Origin of the sequence: Bradyrhizobium sp. (assembly GCF_016462955.1) — a bacterium.
Classification (GTDB): Bacteria; Pseudomonadota; Alphaproteobacteria; order Rhizobiales; family Xanthobacteraceae; genus Bradyrhizobium.
Window position 1 is genome coordinate 25,211 of sequence record NZ_JAEMSD010000005.1, and the last position, 24,653, is coordinate 49,863.

At 63.7% G+C, this 24,653-nt stretch carries 22 protein-coding genes; 12 read left to right on the forward strand and 10 right to left on the reverse strand.

Features of this window, described 5'->3' with window-relative positions:
• Positions 1-48 precede the first annotated feature (48 nt).
• From JHD07_RS01290 to JHD07_RS01305, 4 genes are read left to right on the forward strand one after another with little or no spacing between them, the layout of a single operon-like run.
• Positions 49-894: an ABC transporter ATP-binding protein gene (locus JHD07_RS01290; RefSeq protein ID WP_291618172.1), complete on the forward strand. Its 846-nt coding sequence runs from the start codon at positions 49-51 to the stop codon at positions 892-894.
• On the forward strand, positions 891-1,676 hold the full coding sequence (locus tag JHD07_RS01295) for an ABC transporter permease (RefSeq protein ID WP_291618174.1): 786 nt from the start codon (positions 891-893) through the stop codon (positions 1,674-1,676). Before JHD07_RS01290 ends, JHD07_RS01295 begins: the two co-directional genes overlap by 4 nt.
• On the forward strand, positions 1,673-2,440 hold the full coding sequence (locus tag JHD07_RS01300) for an ABC transporter permease subunit (RefSeq protein WP_291618175.1): 768 nt from the start codon (positions 1,673-1,675) through the stop codon (positions 2,438-2,440). Before JHD07_RS01295 ends, JHD07_RS01300 begins: the two co-directional genes overlap by 4 nt.
• 36 nt (positions 2,441-2,476) lie before the next feature.
• Entirely contained in the window at positions 2,477-3,523 is a 1,047-nt protein-coding gene (locus JHD07_RS01305) for a peptidase M29 (protein WP_291618177.1), read from the forward strand.
• On the opposite strand, the gene JHD07_RS01310 is transcribed toward JHD07_RS01305, so the two are convergent.
• Genes JHD07_RS01310 through JHD07_RS01330 form a run of 5 tightly spaced genes read right to left on the reverse strand, consistent with a single transcriptional unit; the run spans position 3,520 to position 9,237 of the window.
• Positions 3,520-4,512 carry a 3-hydroxybutyryl-CoA dehydrogenase gene (locus tag JHD07_RS01310; RefSeq protein WP_291618179.1) on the reverse strand — a complete coding sequence of 331 codons (993 nt, stop codon included), beginning with the start codon at positions 4,510-4,512 and terminating at the stop codon, positions 3,520-3,522. The genes JHD07_RS01305 and JHD07_RS01310 overlap by 4 nt on opposite strands.
• On the reverse strand, positions 4,509-5,603 hold the full coding sequence (locus JHD07_RS01315; RefSeq protein ID WP_291618181.1) for an NAD/NADP-dependent octopine/nopaline dehydrogenase family protein: 1,095 nt from the start codon (positions 5,601-5,603) through the stop codon (positions 4,509-4,511). Before JHD07_RS01315 ends, JHD07_RS01310 begins: the two co-directional genes overlap by 4 nt.
• Positions 5,600-7,135, reverse strand: a complete 1,536-nt coding sequence (locus JHD07_RS01320) for a class I adenylate-forming enzyme family protein (RefSeq protein WP_291618184.1) — start codon at positions 7,133-7,135, stop codon at positions 5,600-5,602. Before JHD07_RS01320 ends, JHD07_RS01315 begins: the two co-directional genes overlap by 4 nt.
• A 2-nt stretch (positions 7,136-7,137) precedes the next feature.
• Complete coding sequence (locus tag JHD07_RS01325) at positions 7,138-8,427, reverse strand: acyl-CoA dehydrogenase family protein (protein ID WP_291618186.1); 1,290 nt, start codon at positions 8,425-8,427, stop codon at positions 7,138-7,140.
• Between the two features lie 12 nt (positions 8,428-8,439).
• On the reverse strand, positions 8,440-9,237 hold the full coding sequence (locus JHD07_RS01330) for an alpha/beta hydrolase (protein WP_291618188.1): 798 nt from the start codon (positions 9,235-9,237) through the stop codon (positions 8,440-8,442).
• Positions 9,238-9,439: 202 nt separating this feature from the next.
• Here JHD07_RS01330 and JHD07_RS01335 point away from each other — a divergent pair, with 202 nt between their 5' ends.
• The 4 genes from JHD07_RS01335 to JHD07_RS01350 all read left to right on the forward strand — a co-directional run bounded on the left by JHD07_RS01335 (position 9,440) and on the right by JHD07_RS01350 (position 14,833).
• The gene (locus tag JHD07_RS01335) at positions 9,440-10,201 is read left to right on the forward strand and encodes an SDR family oxidoreductase (protein ID WP_291618190.1); all 762 of its coding nucleotides are present in this window, start codon (positions 9,440-9,442) and stop codon (positions 10,199-10,201) included.
• Positions 10,202-10,243: 42 nt separating this feature from the next.
• Positions 10,244-11,080: an enoyl-CoA hydratase family protein gene (locus tag JHD07_RS01340; protein WP_291618192.1), complete on the forward strand. Its 837-nt coding sequence runs from the start codon at positions 10,244-10,246 to the stop codon at positions 11,078-11,080.
• A gap of 99 nt (positions 11,081-11,179) precedes the next feature.
• Positions 11,180-13,531 (forward strand): bifunctional salicylyl-CoA 5-hydroxylase/oxidoreductase, encoded by a 2,352-nt coding sequence (locus JHD07_RS01345; RefSeq protein WP_291618194.1) that lies wholly within the window; start codon positions 11,180-11,182, stop codon positions 13,529-13,531.
• Between the two features lie 51 nt (positions 13,532-13,582).
• Entirely contained in the window at positions 13,583-14,833 is a 1,251-nt protein-coding gene (locus tag JHD07_RS01350) for a flavin-dependent oxidoreductase (RefSeq protein ID WP_291618196.1), read from the forward strand.
• Between the two features lie 9 nt (positions 14,834-14,842).
• Here the strand turns inward: JHD07_RS01350 and JHD07_RS01355 are convergent, their stop codons facing one another.
• Both JHD07_RS01355 and JHD07_RS01360 read right to left on the reverse strand, forming a co-directional pair.
• Positions 14,843-15,301 (reverse strand): cupin domain-containing protein, encoded by a 459-nt coding sequence (locus JHD07_RS01355; protein WP_291618198.1) that lies wholly within the window; start codon positions 15,299-15,301, stop codon positions 14,843-14,845.
• Between the two features lie 29 nt (positions 15,302-15,330).
• On the reverse strand, positions 15,331-16,506 hold the full coding sequence (locus JHD07_RS01360) for an ABC transporter substrate-binding protein (protein WP_291618200.1): 1,176 nt from the start codon (positions 16,504-16,506) through the stop codon (positions 15,331-15,333).
• A 278-nt stretch (positions 16,507-16,784) separates the two neighbouring features.
• Here JHD07_RS01360 and JHD07_RS01365 point away from each other — a divergent pair, with 278 nt between their 5' ends.
• The 3 genes from JHD07_RS01365 (at position 16,785) to JHD07_RS01375 (ending at position 19,587) form a co-directional block, all read left to right on the forward strand.
• Entirely contained in the window at positions 16,785-17,276 is a 492-nt protein-coding gene (locus tag JHD07_RS01365) for a MarR family transcriptional regulator (protein WP_100232950.1), read from the forward strand.
• Positions 17,277-17,415: 139 nt separating this feature from the next.
• Positions 17,416-19,107: a benzoate-CoA ligase family protein gene (locus tag JHD07_RS01370; RefSeq protein WP_291618205.1), complete on the forward strand. Its 1,692-nt coding sequence runs from the start codon at positions 17,416-17,418 to the stop codon at positions 19,105-19,107.
• Between the two features lie 21 nt (positions 19,108-19,128).
• Complete coding sequence (locus tag JHD07_RS01375; protein WP_291618207.1) at positions 19,129-19,587, forward strand: RidA family protein; 459 nt, start codon at positions 19,129-19,131, stop codon at positions 19,585-19,587.
• 40 nt (positions 19,588-19,627) lie between these two features.
• Here the strand turns inward: JHD07_RS01375 and JHD07_RS01380 are convergent, their stop codons facing one another.
• Positions 19,628-20,356 carry a CBS domain-containing protein gene (locus JHD07_RS01380; RefSeq protein WP_291618210.1) on the reverse strand — a complete coding sequence of 243 codons (729 nt, stop codon included), beginning with the start codon at positions 20,354-20,356 and terminating at the stop codon, positions 19,628-19,630.
• A gap of 204 nt (positions 20,357-20,560) precedes the next feature.
• Between JHD07_RS01380 and JHD07_RS01385 the strand changes: the two genes are divergently transcribed.
• Complete coding sequence (locus JHD07_RS01385; protein WP_291618212.1) at positions 20,561-22,411, forward strand: alpha/beta fold hydrolase; 1,851 nt, start codon at positions 20,561-20,563, stop codon at positions 22,409-22,411.
• Here JHD07_RS01385 and JHD07_RS01390 read toward each other — a convergent pair.
• Positions 22,408-23,376, reverse strand: coding sequence for a CHAD domain-containing protein (locus JHD07_RS01390; protein ID WP_291618214.1), 969 nt, complete (start codon positions 23,374-23,376; stop codon positions 22,408-22,410). The two genes, JHD07_RS01385 and JHD07_RS01390, sit on opposite strands and share 4 nt — an antisense overlap.
• Positions 23,377-23,411: 35 nt before the next feature.
• Positions 23,412-24,653 (reverse strand): bifunctional aminoglycoside phosphotransferase/ATP-binding protein (locus JHD07_RS01395; RefSeq protein ID WP_291618216.1); only part of this gene is annotated, 1,242 nt, incomplete at its 5' end.

Sequence of the window (24,653 nt, forward strand, 5' to 3'; positions counted from 1 at the left end):
GCTAAGCTCATTGCGCTGAATGTTGGTCCGAGCGAGGCGGAAGGCGGGATGATGGCAGTGCCTGCGAGATCGAGCGAATGGGTGAGACCGGTGGCGCGACAAGAGCCGGCTTCTGCGATCATCGAGATCGACCGCGTCTCTCAGGTCTTCCAGACCTCGGCGCGCAAAGATCATGTGGCGCTTTCGGACATCTCCCTGACGATCGAGGAGGGCGCCTTCGTTTCCATCCTTGGCCCGTCCGGTTGCGGCAAGTCGACATTGCTCTACATTGTCGGCGGCTTCGTCAGCCCGACCAGCGGCGCGGCGAAGATGAAGGGGCGGGCGATCACGGGACCGGGGCCGGATCGCGGACCGGTGTTCCAGGAGTTTGCCCTGTTTCCCTGGAAGACCGTGCTGGGCAATGTGATGTATGGCCCACGCCAGCAGGGGATACGCACCGCCGAGGCCGAGGCGCAGAGCAGGGCCTTGATCGAGATGGTTGGTCTCAAGGGCTATGAGAATTTCTACCCCAAGGAGTTGTCGGGCGGCATGAAGCAACGCGTGGCGCTGGCGCGGACGCTTGCTTATCATCCTGAAGTGCTGCTGATGGACGAGCCGTTCGGCGCGCTCGATGCGCATACAAGGACGCGCCTGCAGAACGATCTGCTGAACATCTGGGAGCGTGACCGCAAGACCGTGCTGTTCGTTACCCATTCGGTCGACGAAGCTGTCTTCCTCTCCGACAAGGTCGTCATGATGTCGAAATCGCCTGGTCGAATCCGGCAGGTCATCGACATTGATCTGCCGCGACCGCGCCGCCGCAACGAGCTGTTGCTCGACCCCCGCTATCAGAAGTACGTGGTCGATATCGAGCGAATGTTCGACGAGAGCGACGAAGCCGGGCCCGACCTATGATGTCATCGGCTGCCATGGCCAAGCGCGCCGCACCGGTGTTGGCCTGCATCGGATTGCTGGCGGTGTGGCAGGTTGCGTCGCTGGCGCTGAAGAACGACAGCTTTCCGACGGCGATCGAGGCGATCAGGGCGGTCCCGAGCATTCTCGGGGACAAAGAATCCCTGATTAACATTTTGGCCTCGCTCCGGCGCATGGCGATGGGATTTGGTGCGGCCGTGCTTTTCTCGATTCCTCTCGGACTCTTGATGGGACGTAACGCTGCGGTGGCGGCCTTTTTCAATCCGCTCCTGATGGTGATCTACCCGGTGCCCAAGGCGGCGTTGATGCCGATCATCATGCTGTGGCTGGGGGTCGGCGATCTCACGAAGACATTGGTGATCTTCCTCGGTGTCAGCCTGCCCGTGATCTACCACAGCTTCCAAGGCGCCAAGGCGGTCCAGGAGAAGATGCTGTGGTCGGGCGCTGCGATGGGGCTTTCGCCGCTGCAACGCCTGGTGCGCATCGTGCTGCCGGCGGCGCTCCCGGAGATTCTCACAGGGTGCCGTACTGGATTGGTGCTGGCATTGATCACAATGATCACCAGCGAGATGATTGCGCGCCAGTCCGGCGCCGGGAACATCCTGTTCAACGCGCTCGACATGGGCCAATACGACACGGTCTTTGCGATGATCATCATCGTGGGCGCGATGGGAATCTGCCTTGATGCGATTTTCGAGCGTGTGCGGGCAAAACTGGTGCGCTGGTCCGAACCTCAGTTCGACATACCGCTGAGTTTCTCATGATGGCACGGTTTCTCTCCCTCAATGTCGCTCTTGGGATCGCCCCGATCGCACTGGTGATCGCGCTGTGGCAAGGCTTGGTGTCTTTCGGCTTCGCGCCGGCCGTTCTGCTGCCGCCGCCAGGCTTTGTCTTCGGCCGGCTGCTCCAGCAGCTTGTGACTTCAACATTCCAGCATGAGATCGCGGCGACCCTGATCCGGTTGTTTGCCGGCTTCGCGATTGCAGTCGTGGTCGGTGTCAGTGTCGGCATCGCCGCTGCCGCCAGTCCAGCGATCAATGCCGTTGTCCGGCCGATCGTGCGGGTCCTGGCGCCTTTGCCCAAGGTCGCGCTCTATCCGGCGTTGCTGCTGCTGCTCGGATTTGGCCACGGGTCGAAGATCACCCTGGTGACCGCGGACGCGCTTTTTCCCATTCTGCTCTCGACCTACTATGGTGCATCGACCGTCGAGCAGAAGCTGATCTGGTCGGCTATGGCGGCGGGAACGCCACGCCGTGAAATCCTCTTCAAAGTGGTGCTGCCGGCGGCGATGCCGTCAATCTTGACCGGGTGCCGGATTGGCCTTGTCATTTCCTGCATCGTGGTGTTTCTGGCCGAGATGATCACGTCGACGGACGGACTGGGGCACGTGCTCGTGACGGCGGCCAGAACCTTCCAGGCCGTGGATATGTTCGTGCCGCTAATCACGATCTCGCTGTTGGGGTTGATCCTGAACGCCCTGCTGAGTGTCCTGCGGTCGTACCTCTTGCGCGGTTTTCCAGAAGCGTGATCTGAACGAAGAAGAAACAAGACCGGGAGTGACCCCATGCTGGCAGATCGCATCGAGGCAAAATGGATCGACGCATTTTGCGAGATCTTCGAACGTTGCGCTGTCAAGGCCGGGGATACCGCCGCGATCCTCTCTGAAACCCAGTCGCGGGCGTTAAACGTGCATCTTGCAGAGCTGGCCCTGCTGCGCATGGGGGCGCGTCCGTTTCACGTGGTGATGCCGACACCCCGAAACCGGAATATCGTTCCAGTTCGCTCCACCGGGGCGAGCGAGGCAATCCAGAAGCTCGGCCCGGTCATCACCGCCCTGCAGCAGGCAGGTTTTGTGGTGGATTGCACCATTGAGGGCCTGATGCATGCGGTCGAGACACCGGAAATCCTGAAAGCCGGAGCACGGATCCTGGTGATCTCGAACGAGCATCCCGAGGCCCTGGAGCGGATGGTACCGGATCCCGCGCTGGAGAAGCGTGTTCGTGCCGCGGCCAAGATGCTGCGCGGGACGAAGCGCATGCGGGTGACCTCCAAAGCCGGCACGGCGCTCGACGTCGACATGGTCGGGGCTTCCACTGTCGGTGTGTGGGGCTGGACCGACAAGCCCGGGACGCTGGCGCATTGGCCGGGTGGCATCGTCGTCAGCTTTCCCAAGAGCGGAACCATCAACGGCACGCTGGTGATGGCGCCCGGCGACATCAACCTGACCTTCAAGCGCTATTTGACCTCGCCGGTGAAGATGACCTTGAAGGACGACTATGTCGTCGAGCTGGAAGGCGACGGCACGGACGCCGCGATGATGCGCGCCTATCTCGCCGCATGGGGCGATCGCGAGGCTTATGCGGTCTCGCATGTCGGCTTCGGCATGAACCCTGGGGCGCGCTATGAGGCGCTCTCGATGTACGACCAGCGCGATACCAACGGCACCGAAATTCGCGCCGTCCCCGGCAATTTCCTGTTCTCGACCGGCGCGAACGAGTTCGCAGGACGCTACACGGCGGGACATTTCGACCTGCCGATGATGGGAACGACCATTGAGCTCGACGGCGTTGCCGTCGTCCGTGATGGCGTGCTGCAGGATATCTTCGGCTAGTTGCGGTCGAGCACCGGGGGGCGCGCCAGATCGAAGTGCCGGAGCAGGTCGACCATGGCCTGAAGCCGCTTCAGGCGATACGCATCGACGTCCATCCCGGCGTAGTCCAGGAAGCCTGCGCCCGTGCGCAGGCCGATCCGGCCTTTATGCATGTTGCGTGAAATGACGTCTGGCGCACGGTAGCGGTCGCTGCCAAGCGCGCCTTCCAGATACCTGCTCGCGTAGTAGAGGATGTCGCCGCCGCCCCAATCGATGAATTCGAGCAGCCCGAGCACGGCATAGCGGAAACCGAATCCGTAGCGGATCGCCTTGTCGATCTCTTCCGCGCTGGCCACGCCTTCCTCGACCATGCGTGCGGCTTCGTTCATTGCCAGCGCCTGGATGCGTGGAACGATAAAGCCGGGCGTCGCGGCGCAGACCACCGGCACCTTCCCGATGCCTTCGAGCAGCGTCTTGACGTCGTCGATGACGGTCGGGTCGGTCGCCTTGCCGGGCGAGATTTCGACCAGCGGAATCAAATAGGCCGGGTTGAGCCAATGCACGTTGAGGAAGCGGCGAGGATTGACGATCGCGCCGGAGAGATCGTCGACGAGGATCGTCGATGTCGTCGATGCAATGACCGTATCCGGGCTGACTTGCCTTGACGCTGCCGCCAATACCTCGCGCTTGAGCTCTACCACCTCGGGTACGCCCTCGAAGACCAAGCCGGCCTCGGCCAGTACCGCATCGTGTCCGGAGGCTGCGACGACCGAGACGCGCGCGATAAGCGGATCGACATCCGCTTCGGCCAAGAGCCCCAGCCTCGACAAGCTGGCAAAAGTCTTCCTGACCTCGCCGAGCGCGTCCGCTTCCAGCCTGGTGAAATCTTCCGTGGAACGCGTCTTGATATCGATCATTGTGACCCTGTGGCCTGCATAGGCGAACGCGACGGCGATGCCGCGCCCCATGCGACCGGCGCCGAGACAGGCGATATTGGCGCGATTGGTCATCGATCAAATCCATTGCGAAGCAGCTTCTGCAATTCGGCCTTGCTGAGCTCGCTGAGCCCGAGCGTCTCGAGCGTCCGGCCACCTCGCGCAAAGTCCTCGCCGCAGATCGCGCCGCCGATCGACAGGAACGCTTTGGCCAGCGGCGTGGCCACGCCGGCGAGGCTCGCGACCGACACCAGCAGCGACAGTCCGAGCCGCAGATCCTCGCGCAGGTAGCGGTGCTCGGCCAGGACGATCCGCTCGCGCCAGTCACCCGAATCGGTCAGCCGATCGTGCGAGCCGCGGCCATACATCCAGATCTCGCCTTCCTTCGCGTAGTGATGAGCGAGCGGGAAATGCGGTGCGCCGTAACCGAGTGCCTCGCGCACCGCGATGCGCTCGGCGTCGAGCGCGTCTGTGACCCGCCGGATCGCAGCTTGCGTGCCTTCCTTGTGAATGTCCCAGCGCTCGAAATGTTCGATCGGCCCTGCGTTCATCACGATCAGCGGCGGATGGATGATCGGGCCTGCATTCATCAGCGCGCCGGACAGGGCGTCTCCGCAGGGCTCGATGACGCCCGGGAAGGCGCGTCCGATGACGTCGAGTGCATGCGGCGCCTGATCATGTGGAAACACACCGACCGGCAAGCGCTTGGCGCGGATGGTAATCGCGACCTCGAACGGTCCGTGCTTGCGGGTCAGCCAGGGCAGCGTGCCGGTCTCGGCAAAGCTGGCCTTGGCGTGGTTGCCGGCATTCCGGACCGCCTGGGCGAAGATCATCGAGCCGAATGTCGCCGGCGGCAGAAACACGACCTGGCCGTCTCGCAGGTGCGGGGCGAGCAGGCGGGCGATATCCGCTTGTGCGAAGGCGGGAGCGGGACACAAGATCAGCTCCGTGCCGTCGACCGCTTCGGCGATGTCCGTCGTGACCAGCGCGAGCCTCACGTCGTGACGGCCGTTGTGATCCTTGACCAGGATGCGCGAGCCGGCGGCGCGCTGAGCCGCAACTTGATCGGCATCGCGGCGCCAGAGCCGCACCTCATGCCCCGACAGGGCAAAATCGCCCGCGGCCGCGAAAGAGCCGTTTCCCCCACCCAGAATCGCAATCTTCAAGATGCTTCTCCTTGCGGGCGCGACTGCGCATCAAGCTGCTTCAGCAGGAAATGCTGGACCTTGCCCAGCGCGGTCCGCGGCAGGTCGGCGACGAAGACGATCTCGCGCGGAACCTTGTAGCGCGCGAGTTGCGCCTGAAGATGCGCCCTTAGTTCTTCCGCTTCCAGCCGGCAGCCTGATTTCGCAATGACATAGGCGATCGGCACCTCGTCCCAGCGCGGGTCCGGCCGGCCGATCACGGCGCATTCGCTGACGTCAGGGTGCTCGAGCAGGACGCGCTCGACCTCGGCCGGATAGACGTTCTCGCCGCCGGAAATGATCATGTTCTTCTTGCGGTCGCGGACCCAGAAATAGCCGTCCGCGTCGTAAAGGCCGATATCGCCGGTGCGATACCAGCCGTCGTGCAACGCCTCGCGCGTTGCGCCCTCGTTACCCCAATATTCGAAGAACACGTTTGGGCCGCGCACCGCGATCTCGCCCGGCGTGCCCGCAGGCAGTTCGTTGCCGGCCCGGTCGATCACTTTCGCCTCGCAGCACAGGCCGGCAAGGCCGGTCGATCCCGTGCGCGAAAGATCGCCGCCGAGGCGGGTGTAGACCGCGATGGGGCAGGTTTCTGTCGAGCCGTAGACCTGAAGCACAGGAACGCCACGCGCGACGAAGCGCTCGATCAGGTGCGGCGCCACGATCGTCGAGCCGGTGGCGACGGCCTTGAGTGAAGAGAGATCGGCGGCCGCCCAGGCGGGATGCTCGCTTACCGCCTGGATGACCGCAGGCACCATGACTGTGAGCGTCGGCCGGTCCTGCTCGATAGTGGCAAGCGCAGTATCCGGCGTGAAGCGTGCGTGCACTGTCACAGTGGCACCCAGTTGGAGCGCCGGCGTGGTCTGGATGTTGAGGCCGCCGACGTGGAAGAACGGCAGCACCGTCAGCACGTGATCATCGGACGTCATGTTGTGCATGTGCTGGCTCATGACGCCGTTCCAGAACAGCGCGTTCTGCCGCAGCACGGCGCCTTTAGGCCGTCCGGTCGTTCCCGATGTATAGACGATGAGCAGCGGGCAGGAAAGATCGGTGTGCGGATTGCGGCTGGTGCCGCTGCTCCTAGCCAGCAGAGCTTCGAACGACGTGCCGGCCGGCGGCGTGAAGTCGAGGCCTACGACGGATGGTCCCGGAGCGGTCTGCCCAAGCTCGGCCAGCATTCCGGAAAACGCCTCCTCGAGCATGAGAACCTTGGCTCCGGCATCGCTCAGGATGAATAGCTGCTCGGCGACCGCCAGCCGCCAGTTCAGCGGTACCAGAATCGCCCCGAGGCGCGCGCATGCATAGAGCAGAACCAGGTAATCCGGCCTGTTCAGGCTGAGGATTGCGACACGGTCGCCGCGGCCGACGCCGAGCTCGCCCTTCAAGGCTGTCGCGGTTCGTTCGATGCGCGCGGCGAACTCGGCATAGCTCAGCCGCTTCCCCTCGAAGGCAATGGCGGTCTTGTCCGGCGCAAACGCCGCGTTCCGCTCGATCAGACTGCAGAGGTCCACCGTCAGTCGTCCGTCTCACCCGCCTCGTAGAGCGCCTCGCGCCCGATCCGGTCGAGGCAGAGCTCGGCGGTCCAGGGCAGCATCAGCGAGCCGCAGCGGCTGTCGCGATAGATCCGTTCCAGCGGCAGCGACCGCAGCATGGCCTGACCGCCGCAGGTGCGGATCGCGAGCGCGGCGAGTTCATTGGCGCCTTCCATCACCGAATATTGCGCGGCATAGGCGCGCAGAACCTGCTCCTTGCTCGGATTGGCGCAGGCTTCGGTGACAGCCTGGAACCAGATCGCCTTGATCTGTTCCAGCTTGATCTGCATCTGCGCGACCGCGATCTGCTTGGTCGGGTACATCCGGCGCTTGACCGAGGGCATGCCCGGCACCTCACCGCGCAAATAGCTTACGGTGAAATCATAGGCGGCTTGCGCCAGGCCCATATAGGTCGGCGACAGCGTCAGGAACATGTGCGGCCAGCGTTGAGCTGCCTGGAAATAGACGCCGCGCGGCATCAGCGCGGAATCCTCCGGCACGAACACGTCCTTGAACAGCAGCGTCCGCGAGACTGTGCCGCGCATGCCAAGCGGATCCCAGTCGCCCACCACCGAGACGCCGTCTGATTTCGCTGATATCGCCAAGTAAAGCGTGTTGCGGCGCGAGGCCTTCTCGCCCTCCTCGATCTCGGTGCAAAGCACGCCATAGTAATCGGCATGGCCGGAGAGCGAAGCAAAGATCTTCTTGCCGTTGACGATCCAGCCGCCGGCGACCGGCCTTGCTTCGGTGCCGAAAGCGACGCCGCCCGCAGCGGCAGCGCCGCCCTCGGAGAACGGCTGCGAGTAGATCGCCCCGTCGTCGACGATGCGTTTGTAGTGGACCGCACGGCGCCGCTCGTGTTCGGCGCGCGTTTCTGCATCCATGTCGAGATCGTCGGCAAGGGGGCCCGACCACAGAGTCGAGCAGACATGCATGTTCCAGGTGAGCGCGGTCGCGCCGCAATAGCGGCCGATCTCGGCCGCCGCCAAGGCATAGGTCTGGTAGTTCGCGCCGAGTCCGCCATGCTTCTTGGGGACGGCGATGCCGAGCAGCCCGACGCGATGCAGGTCGCGATAGTTTTCGGTCGGGAAGATCGCCTCGCGATCGTAAGTAGCGGCGCGACCTGCAAATACGGTCTGGCCGATCTCCCTTGCCCGGGCGATGATGCCGGCCTGTTCGTCGCTCAAGCGAAATGCAATGGGATCGAAGATCGGTGCATCCAGCGCGACCTTCTCAGTCGTACCGATCGTCTTGCTGACTTGCATGGTCATCGCGCAGTTACCTCAAGCTGTGGTCGCGAGTGCGTTCAGAAACCGGCCGAGAGCTTCGTTGAAGGCGCCGGGCCGTTCGAGATTGGCGAGATGACCAACCCCGGCGAGCTCGACATACTCTGCCCCTGGAATGAAGGTGGCCGTCTTCGCCATCATCGGTGCGGGGGCGTTGTTGTCCTTGGAGCCGGACAACAGCAGCGCCGGGACGGAGATATCCCCAAGCGTGCTGCGCTGATCGAAGCCGATCAGCGCGAGCATCATGGCGCGATAGCTTGCCTCGGGCACGCTTCCCATGCATTCGCGCGCCAGCTCCATCCCGTCCGGATCGGGATCGTCGCCGACAAGTTCCTTCACCAGGGAGGGGGCCAATGACTTCATCGTCTCCCCGCGATCCAGCGGTCCGAGCCGCGCCGCGATGAATGATTTTTGCCAATCGCCATCAGCCTTCCCGAAGGCCGGGCTGGTCTGCGCCAGCACGACCGCGCGTGCCAGTTTGGGGGACTGCACCAGCCACTTCTGAACGATCATGCCGCCGATCGAATGGCCAACCACGATGGGTCTGGTTGCGCCGAGCTGGTCGATGAACTGCTGGAGCGCTTCCGCCAGGGCAGCGATGCTGACGCTTGCAAGCGGCGCCGAACCACCGTAGCCCGGCATGTCCCATGCGATCGCGCGAAAGCGGTTGTTCAATGCAGCAAGCTGTCGACGCCAGGCCCGCGCCGCGCCGCCGATGCCGTGCAGGAAGATCAACGGTGTAGCGTTCGGGTCGCCCGCGGCTTCGTAGGCGAAGCGTCCGTCCTTTGTTATCATTGGCACAGGCTGCGACACGCGACATCCTTTTGCTTGGCCCTGTGATGCTAACAGGCCCGTAGGCGATGGGAAGCGATAATTTTATGCTTAAAGCAATTTCCGGGCCGCATTCGTCGCAGCGTCCGGGCGCCTCTCTCGTTGCAAAAATTTGAAGGTTAAAATATATCCGGAGAACGCAACGAGATCCGAGGGAGCCCAGCGCATGTCCGGATTGCCGCATTCGCCGCACGCCCTGGTGACCGGTGGCGGTCGCGGCATTGGCCGCGCGATCGCCGCGTCTCTCGTTGGCGCCGGCGCGACCGTCACCGTGCTTGGCCGGAACGCGGCTAGCCTCGACGAAGCGGTCCATGCAGGCGCCGCGCACTTTGCGGCTGTCGCCGATGTCTCGAATGAATCATCTCTGAAAGCTGCCATTGCCGGCGCGAGTGCCCGTCAGCCGATCGACATCCTGATCGCCAACGCGGGCAGCGCTGAATCGGCGCCATTTTTGAAGTCGGACTCCGCCCTTTTCGCGCGCATGATGGATGTCAATTTCATGGGCGTGGTTCACGCCGTCCGTGCCGTGCTGCCGGGCATGAAAGATCGTCCTTACGGCCGCATCGTCGCAGTCGCCTCGACGGCTGGGCTCAAGGGCTACGCCTATGTCAGCGCTTATGCTGCGGCGAAGCACGCCGTCATCGGGCTAGTGCGTTCGCTCGCGCTCGAGATGGCTGCAAGCAATGTGACCGTGAATGCCGTGTGTCCCGGCTTCACCGACACGGACCTGGTCGCCGGCAGCATCGAAAACATCATGAGGAAGACAGGCAGAACGCGCGAGCAGGCGATCGCCGAACTGGCGAAACACAATCCGCAAGGGCGCCTAATCACGCCGCAGGAGGTGGCCGACGCGGTGCTCTGGCTGTGCGGCGAGGGCGCCGGCGCCATCACCGGACAGGCGATCGCAATTGCGGGCGGTGAAATCTAGCGCGTGTGTGCAGACGCGGAACAGGGAATCCTAGGAGATCGCATGAGCAGACCAGCCAATCCCGTCACCCTCCCGCTTGCAGATTATTCGCCGCAGCATTTCCTGCTGGCGGTGGTCGACGGTGTTGCGACGGTGACGCTCAATCGGCCCGAGCGGAAGAATCCGCTGACGTTCGAAAGCTACCGGGAACTGACCGATTTCTTCCGCGCCTGCGCCTTCGACGATGCGGTCAAATCCATCGTCGTCACCGGCGCCGGAGGCAATTTTTCGTCGGGCGGGGACGTGTTCGAGATCATCGGCCCACTCGTGAAGATGGACACCAAGGGGTTGACCGCCTTCACGCGGATGACCGGCGACCTCGTCAAGGCGATGCGGGCCTGCCCGCAGCCGATCGTGGCCGCGGTTGAAGGTATCTGCGCCGGGGCAGGGGCGATCATCGCCATGGCATCGGACATGCGTCTCGCCGCAAGCGGGGCCAAGGTGGCGTTTCTGTTCAACAAGGTCGGCCTTGCCGGCTGCGACATGGGCGCCTGCGCCATCCTGCCCCGGATCATCGGGCAATCCCGCGCCTCGGAACTGCTCTACACGGGCCGGTTCATGACCGCGGAGGAGGGGGAGCGCTGGGGCTTCTTCAGCCGAATCGTCACGCCGGAGCAGGTGCTGCCCCAAGCGCAAGTTCTTGCGAAGCAGATTGCGGAAGGGCCGACCTTCGCCAACACCATGACCAAGCGGATGCTGGCGATGGAATGGGCGATGTCGGTGGAGGAGGCGATCGAGGCGGAGGCCGTTGCCCAAGCCCTGTGCATGACCACGGCGGATTTCGAGCGTGCCTTCGAGGCTTTCGCCAGTAAGGTCAAGCCGGTGTTCAGGGGCGATTAGGCGCTCCACTTTGCGGCGGCCAACCCGCAGCGGGGACTTGCGCGGAATTATTTTAGGCTTAAAATAGTTTTCATGGCCGGGTGAATTGGCGAGGCTCCCATGAAAGTCGCGATCATCGGTGGCGGACCTGCGGGTCTCTACGCTGCAATCCTGCTCAAGAAGCAGCGCCCAAACGCCGACATCACGGTCTATGAGCGCAACCGGGCCGACGACACTTTCGGCTTCGGCGTGGTGTTCTCGGACGCGACGCTGGACAATTTCGAGAAGCACGATCTTCCGAGCTACCGGCGCATCACGCAGGAGTTCGCCTACTGGGACGACATCGCCGTGCATTTCCGCGGCACGGTGCATCGCGTCGGTGGCAACGGCTTTTGCGGCTGTTCGCGGCAGAAGTTGCTCCTGATCCTCCAGGAGCGTGCACGCGAGCTCGGCGTCGCGTTGCATTTCGAGGTGGATATCGACGACGAGTCCCGCTTCGCCGATGCCGATCTCGTGCTGCTCGCCGACGGCATCAACAGCCGCTTCCGCGAGAAGTACGCCGATCATTACCAGCCGGAGGTCGACGTCCGCGCCAACAAGTTCGCCTGGATGGGCTCGACCAGGCCGCTTGATGCCTTCACCTTCATCTTCCAGGAGACGGAGTGGGGGCCGTTCATCGCCCATGCCTATCAGTATGAGGCCGGGCACTCCACCTGGATCTTCGAGACCGACCCAGAAACATTCGAGCGCGCGGGGCTGACGGGGCTGGACGAGACGCAGTCCGCCGCGCGGATGGCGGACATCTTCGACTGGTTTCTGGATGGACACAAGCTGCTCACCAACCGCTCGATGTGGCGCAATTTTCCGATGATCCGCAGCAAGCGCTGGGTCAAGGACAACATGGTCCTGCTCGGCGATGCCAAGGCCAGCGCCCATTTCTCGATCGGCTCCGGCACTAAGCTCGCGATGGAAGATGCCATTGCGCTCGCCGAGGCGATGGAGAAGGCGCCTGGCGTCAAGGCGGCGCTGGATCTCTACGAGCACGGCCGCCGTGAGGAGGTCGAGAAGACGCAGCATGCCGCCGACGTCTCGCTGGTCTGGTTCGAGCATGTCGACCGTTTCTGGGATTTCGACGCGGTGCAGTTCGCCTTCGGCGTCATGACGCGCTCGAAGGCGATCACCTATGACAATCTGAAGCTCCGTGCGCCGGATTTCGTGGCCGAAGTCGAAACGTCATTTGCCAAACGGGTTCGCGACAGCGGCTTCGACGTCGATACGGAGGAGCCGGCGGTGCCGCTGTTCCAGCCGTTTCGCCTGCGCGAGATGGAGATCGCCAATCGCGCGGTGATGTCGCCGATGTGCATGTACTCGGCGAAGGAAGGCGTCCCGACCGATTTCCACCTCGTGCATTACGGCTCGCGTGCAATCGGTGGCGCAGGCCTGATCTTCACGGAGATGACCTGCGTCGGCCCGGAGGCCCGGATCACCCCTGGCTGCGCCGGCCTCTGGAACGACGAGCAGGAAGCCACATGGCGGCGCATCGTCGACTTCGTCCACGGTAACTCGGCTGCAAAGATCTGCCTGCAGCTGGGGCACGCCGGCCGCAAGGGCGCGACCAAGCTGATGTGGGATGGCATGGACCGGCCGCTGGAGCAGGGCGGCTGGGATATCGTTTCGGCATCGCCCTTGCCCTATTTCCCCGACAGTCAGGTCCCGCGCGAACTCGATCGCGCCGGCATGATTGCAGTGAGGGACGCCTTCGTTGCGGCCGCCGAGCGCGGCGAGCGCTGCGGCTTCGACATGCTCGAATTGCACTGCGCCCATGGTTATCTGCTCGCGAGCTTCATCTCGCCTCTGACCAATACCCGTACGGACGAATATGGCGGCTCGCTCGAAAACCGTCTGCGGTTCCCGCTCGAGGTTTTCGAAGCGCTGCGCGCGGTGTGGCCGTCGCGCAAGCCGATGTCGGTGCGCATCTCCGCGACCGATTGGGCTGACGGCGGCATCACCGGCGATGATGCCGTCGCCATCTCACGCGCCTTTGCCGAGGCAGGTGTCGATCTCGTCGACGTCTCGACCGGCCAGACCGTACGCGATGCACAGCCGATCTACGGGCGCATGTTCCAGACACCCTTCTCCGACCAGGTTCGCAACGAGGCGCGCGTTGCTACGATGTGCGTCGGCAACATCACAACGGCTGACCAGGCCAACACCATCCTGGCAGCCGGCCGGGCCGATCTCGTCGCCCTCGGCCGTCCCCATCTTGTCGACCCCTCCTTCACCATGAGGGCGGCGGCGTGGTACGGGGCGAACGACACGTTCTGTCCCCCGCAATATCTGCCCGGGAAAGACCAGATTTTCCGCAACAGCGTGCGCGACCGGCAGGATCTGGAGGAGCTGCGAATTAAGGCTAAGCCCAAGACCCGGGCCGAGCTGAAGGCGGAGGCGACAAAGCCGCTTGCGGCGGAGTGACCGCCCGTGCGACGTTAACCCATTGCCTGTGTTTCGAGTGGAGTTAGGGCGATGAAGGCGATTATCATCGGTGGCGGTATCGGTGGTCTCACCACGGCATTGATGTTCCGTTCGCGCGGCCTGGATTGCGAGATCTTCGAGCAGGCCGATACCATTCGCGAGCTCGGCGTCGGCATCAACACGCTGCCGCATGCCATGCGCGAGCTGGCAGGGCTCGGCCTGTTGCAGAAGCTCGACGACGTCGCGATCCGCACCGACCAGCTCTACTATCTCAATCGCCACGGTCAGGAGGTCTGGCGCGAAGCCCGTGGCATCGACGCCGGCCACGACGTGCCGCAATTCTCGATCCATCGCGGCCGGCTTCAGGGCGTCATCCATCGCGCCGTCGAGGAGCGGCTGGGTCGCGAGGCGATCCACACCGGATGCCGGCTCGGTGCTTTCACACAGGACGAGGGCGGCGTCACCGCCTACTTCTTCGATCGCGCCGGCGCGCATGTCCACACCGCGCGCGGCGATATCCTGATCGGTGCTGACGGCATCCACTCACGCGTCCGTGAAACGCTGTTCCCCGACGAGGGGCCGCCGTGCTGGAACGGCTTGATGTTGTGGCGCGGCGCCCGCGATTGGCCGCTGTTCCTCACCGGCAAGTCCATGATCGTGGCCGGCGGCCTCAATGCCAAGGTGGTGATCTATCCGATCGCGGAAGGATCGAGCCCGGCGAGCCGCCTCACCAATTGGGCGGTGCTGGTCAAAGTGGGGGAAGGCAATGCGCCCCCGCCACGGAAAGAAGACTGGTCGCGGCCAGGACGGCGCGATGAGCTGATGCCGCATGTCGCACGCTTCTCGGTGCCTTTTGTCGACGTGAAGAGCCTGATATCGGCAACGCCCGAATTTTACGAGTATCCGACCTGTGACCGTGATCCCTTGCCCTATTGGTCATCAGGGAGAGTCACGCTGCTCGGCGATGCCGCGCACCCCATGTATCCGGTCGGCTCCAACGGCGCCTCGCAGGCGATCCTCGATGCGCGCTGCATTGCGGACGCGCTGATGCGGGCCGAACATCCGCGTCAGGCGCTGCTCGAATACGAAAAGAAGCGTCTGCCGATGACGGCCGAGATCGTCCGCTCCAATCGGCGCGGCGGCCCTGAAGGTGTCATCGACGCGGTCGAGCAGCTCGCGCCCGACGGTTTCGACAATGTCGACAACGTCCTCAGCTATTCCCAGCGCGAAGCCATCGTGCGCGGCTATGCCACCAAGGCCGGCTTCGCCGCAGTGCCGGGACTTGCGGCGGTGCGCGCTTGAGATCGGAAGCTAGCCGGCGCCGGGCGGTGGCGGCAGGAAGTGGATGTTGAACTCGGCGGCCAGCGCCACCACGTCCTCGGGCTTCTGCTCCTTCATGTTGTGAAGGCCCCAGAACAGGTCGAACAGCCTGCGGCTCGGCGAGACCCAGAACAGCACCTTTGCGGTCTGCTCCGATTTGTTGAAGATGCCGTGCGGCACGCCCATGCCGAGCCGGATCAGGTCGCCCGCGGTCGCTTGGGACTCCGAATTGCCGAGCATGAAATCGAGCTTGCCCTCCAGCATGTAGAGATACTCGTCCTGGTCGGGATGAATGTGCGGCGGCACGAACGTGCCCGGCGGCAGCGTCGCGTGCCAGGAGAAGCTGTGCTCGGCGTAGCTCTTCGGCACGTAGGTCTGGCCGAGGATGTTCCAGGAGATTCCCTGGATGCCCTCATTGGCCCGGGTGATGCCGGTGATTTCACTCTTCATTTCAGTCCTCCCTTGACGCAGTACGCCGCCTAATTCTTCGCCTTGCAGTCCTTGGCATAGCGGTCGCCATAGTTCTCGAAGACCTTCTGCACGATCTCGGTCTGGAACTTGCCATCCGGACGCTTGGCCACCTTGGTCAGGTAGAAATCCTGGATCGGGTAGCCGTTGGTATTGAACTTGAAGGCACCGCGCAGCGAGGTGAAATCGGCCTTCCTCAAAGCGGCGGAGACAGCGTCCTTGTTGGAGAGGTCACCCTTGACGGCTTTGACGGCGCTGTCGATCAGCATCGCCGCATCATAGGCCTGAAAGGCGTAGGTGCCGGGCACGACGTTGTAGGCTGCCTCATAGGCGGCGACGAACTTCTTGTTCTGGGGATTGTCGAGATTGGGCGCCCAGTTCGCGCCGCCGAACATGCCGACCGCCGCGTCCTGCTGCGCCGGCAGGGTCGATTCATCCACCGTGAAGGCCGAGAGCACCGGAATCGTGTCGGCAAGGCCTGCCTGACGGTATTGCTTGACGAGATTGACGCCGAGACCGCCCGGCATGAACGTGAAGAGAGCGTCGGGCTTCTGCGAGGCGATCTTGGAAAGCTCCGGCTGGAAATCCAGCGTGTTCAACGGCATGTAGGTTTCCTCGACGATCTCGCCCTTGTAGTCGAGCTTGAAGCCCGCAACCGAATCCTTGCCGGCCTGATAGTTCGGCACCATCAGGTACATGCGCTTGTAGCCGCGATCCTGCGCGACCTTGCCGAGGATCTCGTGAACCTGATCGTTCTGGTACGAGGTCACATAGAAGAACGGGTTGCAGTCCTTGCCGGCGAAGGTCGACGGACCCGCATTCGGGCTGATCAGGAAGGTCTTCGATTCCGTGATGGGGCGGTGGATCGCCTGCAGAATGTTCGAGAAGATCGGACCGATCACGAAATCGACCTTCTCACGCTCGAGAAGTCCCTTGACCTTGGTGACCGCCGCGTCCGGCTTCAGTTCGTCGTCGACCACGACGACCTCGACCTCGCGGCCGCCCATCTTGCTGCCGAGATCCTTCACCGCGAGCGCGAAGCCGTCGCGAACCTGTTGCCCCAACGCTGCGGCCGGTCCCGACAGGGTCACGATCACGCCCAGCTTGATTTTGTCCTGGGCGAGCGCAGGGGTCACCACGGTACCCAGCAGCATTGCGGCTGCAGCCAAGGTCATTTGCGTCTTCATGATCTGTCCCTCGTGACGATTGGCTCGCGCTGCAAGCCACGTATTTCAGTTCGAGCTTATGCCGATGATGGCCGCCGCGGCAAGCCGAGCGCCAGGCGCAACATCCCGCAGGCAGCTCTGCATGCAAGCGGCGCGCCAATTATTTGAAGCCTAAAGGAATGGGACATGCGGTCGATTGTTGCAGCTTTGGACTTGCAGCCGGCCCCGATTTATTTGAAGCTCAAAACGTTGGGGGAATCCGCGCCGGCGCCAATGCCTGCCGTCCATGATTGCATCAGATGCTCGATTCCGAGACCAAGGCCGTCGAAACCCCGGAGGATCACGCCGAAGAGCTTCGGCTGTGGCTGCGGCTCTTGACCTGCACGACACTCATCGAAGGCGAGGTTCGCGGCCGGCTGCGGCAGCGCTTCGACGTCACGCTGCCCCGTTTCGATCTGATGGCGCAGCTCGACAAGGCGCCCGACGGCATGACGCTGTCCGATGTCTCCAAGCGCATGATGGTGTCGAACGGCAATGTGACCGGGCTTGTCGAGCGCCTTGTAGACTCGGGTCATCTCGATCGGCGGACCTCGGAGACGGACCGTCGCGTCCAGGTGATCCGCCTCACCAAGCTCGGGCGCGCCGAGTTCCGCAGGATGGCTGCCGAACATGAGACCTGGATCGCCGATCTCTTCGCCGACCTCTCGCCGAAGGACGTGCGTGAGCTGATGCGCCTCTTGGCCAAGACCAAGGCCTCGGCGCAGAAATCGGCCGCGCGGCGCCGGCCGTAAGCGCAAGACCGGCGCAATCCCTTTTGCCGCAGGAAAAAGCACGGGCTGCCCAAAATCCGCTATTGCGCTAAATTGCTTTAAGCCTAAAATGTTTCCATATCGTGCTGCCGGGTGCAATCCATGCTGAAAGGAGCGTGCGATGGCCAACGCCGCCAAGATTGAAGTGACGGGCTCGGATGACGGCAACGCCGAGACGGCTCATGTCGACACATTCGCGCGGCAACATCTGCCGCCGCGCGAGCTTTGGCCCGAGTTCATGTTCACGCGACCCGAATTGCGATATCCGCCGCGACTGAACTGCGTCAGCTACTTCCTCGACCGCTGGGTGGAGCAGGGCCATGGCGACGCCGCTTGCGCCATCAGCCCCGCCGCCAGCTACACCTATCGCGAGCTGCAGGCGCTGGTGAACCGTATCGCCAATGTGCTGGTCGGCAAGCTGGGCCTCGTCACCGGCGGGCGCGTGCTGCTGCGCTCGGCCAACAATCCGATGATGGTTGCGACCTATCTCGCGGTGATCAAGGCTGGCGGAATTTGCGTGGCGACGATGCCGCTGCTGCGCGCCAAGGAGCTGTCCTATCCGATCCAGAAGGCCGAGATCTCGCTGGCGCTGTGCGACGGAAAGCTTTCCGACGAGATGGAGAAGGCGAGAGCTGCGGCGCCCGGCCTCAGACGGGTGGTCTATTGGGGCAACGGCGCGGCAGACTCGCTCGAGGCGCTGATCGCGGATGCAAACCCCGACTTCGAGGCCGTCGATACCGCCGCCGAGGATATCTGCCTGATCGCATTCACGTCCGGCACGACCGGCGATCCCAAGGGGACCATGCATTTCCACCGCGACATGCTCGCGGTGTGCGATGGCTACGCGCGCAACATCCTGCGGGCGGAGCAGACCGATCGCTTCATCGGCTCGGCCCCGCTCGCTTTCACCTTCGGCTTTGGCGGCGTGCTGTTTCCGATGCATATCGGTGCTTCCTTCGTCGTGCTGGAGAAGACGACGCCGGACGACATTCTGAATGCGATCGAGCAGTACAAGACCACGGTCTGCTTCACCGCTCCGACCGCATACCGCGCCATGATCGGCAAGCTTCCGGGCCGCGACATCTCCTCGCTTCGCAAATGCGTCTCCGCGGGCGAAACACTGCCCAAGCCGACATTCGATGCGTGGCTGAAGGCGACCGGCATCAAGCTGATGGATGGCATCGGTTCGACCGAGATGCTGCACATCTTCATCAGTGCGACCGAGGACGAGATCCGCCCCGGCGCCACCGGCAAGCCGGTGCCGGGCTATGAGGCCAAGATTGTCGACGACGAGGGGCGCGACGTGCCTCCCGGAACGATGGGTCGTCTCGCCGTGCGCGGGCCGACCGGCTGCCGCTACCTCGCCGACGAGCGGCAGCGGAAATACGTCCAGAACGGCTGGAACATCACCGGCGACACCTACCTGATGGATAGCGACGGCTACTTCTGGTATCAGTCACGCTCCGACGATATGATCGTGTCGGCCGGTTACAACATCGCAGGGACAGACGTCGAGGCGGCGCTGCTCACGCATCCGGCGGTCGCCGAGTGCGGTGTAGTCGGCGCCCCCGACGAGGCGCGCGGCATGATCGTGAAGGCCTATGTCATCGCCGCGCCCGGCGTGACGGCGGACGCCCAGCTCGCGGCCGAGTTGCAGGAGCATGTCAAACGCGAGATCGCGCCGTACAAATATCCGCGCGCAATCGAGTTCGTGACGCAGTTGCCGAAGACCGAGACCGGGAAGCTGAAACGCTTTGCCCTGCGGCAGTTGGCGGAAGCCGCGGCGACGTCATCCGGCGTCGCGGCGGAATGAGGGAAGGATAGAGATTTGTCCGTGACCACGCCGAAAGGCCCGCAACTCGCGGTGCTGCCGACAGCAGCCGAGGACGGGATGCGTATCAAGGCGCAGACCCTCCAGCCGTCAGGATGGCCGGTGCCGAAGGGCTATGCCAACGGCATGGCTGCCGAGGGACGCATCGTCGTCACCGGCGGGGTGATTGGCTGGGACGCTGAAGAGCGGCTTGCGGACGGCTTCGTCGCGCAGGTGCGTCAGACCCTTGAGAACATCGCCGCAATCCTGGCCGAGGCGGGCGCCCGGCCCGAGCACCTCGTGCGGCTGACCTGGTATGTCGTCGACATGGACGAGTATCTGGCCAATCTGAAAGAGCTGGGCAGGGTCTATCGTGACGTCTTCGGCGCGCACTATCCCGCCATGGCCCTGGTTCAGGTCGTCCGCCTTGTGGAGAAGGCGGCGCGCGTCGAGATCGAAGCCACCGCCGTCATTGCTCGCTGAGTTCCGCCGCGAGCGGCTCGCCTTGGTCAGCTTGCGCTGATTAGCTCGCTTTGGCGAGTTCATCGTCCTCAGGGGAGTTGAGATAGACGCCGGACATAGTGTCGACCCAGCAGAGATGGTCGTGCACCTTCTTGACGCCTTCGACGTTCTCCGCTGCGACGACCGCGGCCTGCCGTGCGCGGTCTTCGGTGATGACGCCGCTGAGATGGACGATCCCGTCGCACACGATGACGTTCAGCCCGAACGGGCACCAGTCGGTCTTCTCCATGGTATCGATGATGCGATTGCGAATGTGGTCGTCATCGGCGGTCGGATCCGCCACGTCGCGGGCTAGCCCCGCCACCGCCTGCAACAGATTGGCGCGGGATACGATTCCGACGACCTTGTCGCCGCGCACCACCGGCAGCCGCTTCACGTTGTTTCGCTCCATGAGCTCGACGATCTCCGCGAGCGCGGTGTCCTCCGTGATGGTTACGGGCGAGTCGGTCATCACTTCCGAGACTTTGCGGCCGTGCTCGTGAACGAAGTCGCTGGCGGATTTGCCGGGACCGAGGATAAACCGCAGCCAGCGCCCGCGCTTGCGCCCGGTGCCGATCTCGCTGCGCCGGATGAAATCCCCTTCCGAAACGACGCCGATCAGCTTGCCGGTATCGTCGACCACGGTGAGCCCGCTGACGTGCCGCTTCAGCATGATATTGGCCGCTTCGACGATGCTGGTATCGGGGGTGACCGAGATGACCGACCGGGTCATGATCTGGTGGGCGCGCATGGACGACTCCGCTGGCTTTTTGGAATTTCGATGCTCGAAACCTAGCCCGGGTACCAAGGTGCGGTTTGACTCAGGTCAATCGGTGAACATGTTCGTTCCGATTGAGCGTTTGTGACGGCTGCGCATTTGATGCAGCTCAAGACGAATTGGGAGGCTCGCCATATCCTGTTGCCGACGTAGATCGAGCCCGCAGGAATATGAGTCATGAGCGTCGTGCAAATTTTTCCGCGAGCCGAAGAGCCGGCGGTGCAGGTCCTCCCTGCAAGTTCCGCCGCAGGTCCCCAGGTGCTGGTGAGCACCGAAAAAGGTGCAGGTGCGCCTTCTGGCAGCGACCCTTCGCCGGCACCAGAGCCATATCCCCTCGACCGCGCCCTTCACGCGATGCTGGCGCGGTTCACGGGCGGGATTTCGCCGCTGGCTTTGTCGCTCGCCTGGCTCGATTGGAGTTCGCATCTCGCCGCTGCGCCGCAGCGCCAGGTGGAGATTTGCCGTAACGTCGTTCGCGACACCGGCCGGCTCGTTGAAGCTGCTGCGCACGCATTCTCGCCGGTGCAAAGGCCGTGGTCTGTGATTGCGCCGCAGCAGCGGGACCGCCGCTTCAGCGGACCGCAATGGGAAACCCCATCCTTCAATCTGCTCGCGCAGGCATTTCTGCTCGTCGAGCACTGGTGGCGCGATGCTGCGACAGGAGTGCGCGGCGCGTCCCCCGCAAACGAGGCGATCGTCGAATTCTCGATGCGCCAGGTATTGGACATGCTGGCGCCGTCGAATTTTGCGGTGACCAACCCGAAGGTGCTGGAGAAGGCATTCCAGAGCGGCGGGGAGAATTTCGTTTTCGGCTGGCAGAACTGGTGCAGCGATCTTTTGCGCCTGCTCTCCAACTCGAAGCTGACGGACGACGGGCAGTTCGTGGTCGGCAAGACGGTGGCCATTTCACCCGGCAAGGTCGTCTATCGCAATGAGCTGATCGAGCTGATCCAGTATCATCCGACCACCGCGCAGGTGCGGCCCGAGCCGATCCTGATCGTGCCGGCCTGGATCATGAAGTATTACATCCTCGATCTGTCCCCGCATAACTCGCTGGTCAAATATTTGACCGGCCAAGGCTTCACCGTGTTCGCGATTTCCTGGCGCAACCCGGATGCGAGGGATCGGGACCTCGCCTTCGACGACTACCGCAAGCTCGGCGTCATGGCGGCGCTGGATTTGATCGGCCTGGTCATGCCGGGCCGCAAGACCCATGCGCTCGGCTATTGTCTCGGCGGCACATTGCTGTCGATCGCCGCCGCCGCGATGGAGCGCGACGGCGACAACCGTCTCGGCACTGTCACGCTGCTGGCGGCCCAGACCGACTTCACCGAAGCCGGAGAGCTGACGCTCTTCATCAACGAGAGCCAGGTGAGCTTTCTCGAAGACATGATGTGGCAGCGCGGCTATCTCGATACGACGCAGATGGCCGGCGCCTTCCAGCTGCTGCGCTCCAACGAACTGATCTGGTCTCGGCTGTCGCATGACTATCTGATGGGCGAGAGCGCGCCGCCGAGCGACCTGATGGCCTGGAACGCCGACGCCACGCGGCTGCCCTATCGGATGCACTCGGAATATCTGCGAAAGCTGTTTCTCGACGACGATCTGGCCGAAGGCCGCTATCGCGTCGATGGCAAGAGCGTCTCACTTTCCGACATTCACACGCCGATGTTCGTGGTCGGCACGCTCGCCGATCATGTTGCGCCATGGCGATCCGTCTACAAGATCCACTATCAGGTCGATGCCGATGTGACGTTCCTGTTGACCAGCGGCGGCCACAATGCCGGCGTGGTCGCGCCTCCAGGGGAGCCCGGGCACTTCTATCAGGTGCTGACCAAGACCGCCGATGCGCCCTATGTCGGTGCGGACGATTGGCTCAAGCTGGCGCCGCGCGTTGAAGGCTCCTGGTGGCCGGAATGGACCAATTGGCTGGCGGCGCGCTCGGGCACCCCGTGTGAACCGCCGCCGATCGGAATTGGAAACACCCTTGGCCTGCCGGATGCGCCGGGTGACTACGTCCACACCTAGACCTCCGGCTCGGACCGCGGCGCGAGGTCTGACGAGCGGAAAGGCTTGGCCTTGTCCAGCTTCTGGTAGGCCCTTGCAGCGGTCCGCAACAGCTTCTTCTCCCGCTTGCGGTCGAGGAAGCGGCGGCCGGCATCGAGGCCGGCGCCGTCCAACGACGCTGCCAGCGCCTGTCCTCGTGCATCGTCGTTCAATTGCCCGAGGGATCGCTGCGCCTTGCGCAAGTGTTTGAGGACGGACTTCTGCTTCGCCGCCGCCCCATCGGCGAACAGGTCCGAAAGTGACTCGATCGAATAGGTCATCCGCTTGTTGAGAAGCCGCAGCTTGTGGCGTTTCTCGACACCGAGCTTCTTCAACTTGCGGGCCTTCTTGAGCAGCGTCGTCTCCCACTCGGCCAGCCGCTCCGTTGCGTGGTCGGCAAGCGTGCGACGGCGCAATCGGATGGTTTCCTTGCTGCGCCGGGTCGACCAGGGGCCGCTTTCGATCCATGTCGAGGTCTGTTCGACCAGACGGCGGTATCGTGCAGATCGCAGCGCACGCGCCAGCAGCCGGTGGCTCTCGGCCCGTTTCTCGTTCCAGTGCTGGAGCTCGGCGACCACGGCGAGTTCCTCGCCACTCTCGGCGACGACCCGCTCGATGGCGACGTCGAGATCGCGCACCATGCCGAGCTGACCGTTCAACCATTTCAGTTCGGCCCAGACATTCGGCCGCTCTGTATCGTCGACCATCGGCGAGAAGAAGCGGATGGAAGTCCGTAGATGCGTCAGTGCGATTCGGATCTGATGCAGGGCATCAGGATCGCCGCGGCAGGTGCCGTCGTGCTGAGCGATCACGGCGTCCAGGTGCCGGCGCGCGATGATCCGGAACGCCGTGTCGCAAGCCATGCCGGGGCTGAGGCGGGCGGGCAGCGTGTTGCGCCGCGCCGCCGGCTTGGCAGGCGCCGCCCGCTTGACACGCGTGGTCGGCATCGAGCTCGTGCCGGGTCGCGACTTCCTTGCCCGCATCAATCTGATTGCCTTGTTTCCCCCGTCGCGATGGCATTCCGGCAATTCTGGAGCGTCTGCTCTTGTGTTCCGGATGCATCGATGGTCGCCCAGCCGACATGGCCGATATTATAGTGCTCTTGCAGCGCGGCAACCTCCGGCGTGGCGTCCGATGCGTCTCCCCGGCGGCGCCCGATCCGTGACTGTCGGGTCGCGAGGTCCGCCACCAGGAAAAGACCGTTCAATGCCACGTTGCACTCGCGCGCCAGTGCCGCGATCACATCGCGCTCGTCCTCGCGGGCGAATACGCCGTCGACGATCACCGAATGGCCTTGCGCCAGCACCCGCTGGGCGCGTTGCGCCAGCGTGTCGTAGACCCGGGCCGTGACCTCTGGCGTGTAGGCGGAGGGCGGCAGGCGGTGCGTGTCCTCGACGGCGAACATCTGCTTGCGGACGAGATCGCTGCGCAGCACGACGGCGCCCGGCTGCGGCGCGACGTCCGGCGCGAGCCCCTGCGCCATGACAGTCTTTCCAGTGCCGGACAGACCGCCGACGGCGATCAGACGCGGAGCAGGTGGGCGGATCAGCGTCCCCGCGAGCTCGAAATAGCGCCGTGTCTGGTCGAGAATGCCGGGTTTCCCCGAATGCGGCCGTTGCAGCCGTGCCAGCGTCACCTGTGCGCGGATCGCCGCCCGGATCGACATGAACAGCGGCAAGGCCGAGAGCGCATCGAGATTTTCGGTCGGCGTCGCGGCGAGATAGCGATTGAGGACCATGTTCGCTGCGCCCGGCTGATGGTGCTGCAGCAGGTCCATGAGCGCGAATGCGAGATCGTAGAGCACGTCGACCGTTGCCATCTGCGCGTCGAACTCGATCGCATCGAAGAGCACGGGCCGGTCATCGAGCACAACGATGTTAGCGAGATGCAGATCGCCATGACAGCGGCGCACGAAGCCCTGGCGGCCACGCTCCAGGAGCAGGGGACGAATACGCAGATAGGCCGCGTGAGAAGCCTGGCCGAGCTTCTCGATCCCTTGCGCGTCGAAATGTCCGCCGGCCCGCAGGCCGTCAAGGTTGCCGTCGATCAGGGTCGGGATGGAAGAGACCCATGCTTTTCCGTCGGCGCGTGTCGCCGCCGCGTGCGAAGCCGCGATTGCATCGGCGGCAGCCGAGGCGAGTTTCGCGTCAAGGGGGCCGGTCTCGGCCAGATGATCCAGCGTCCTGTTTTCGTCGAAGCGCGACATGTCGACCGCGTACTCGAT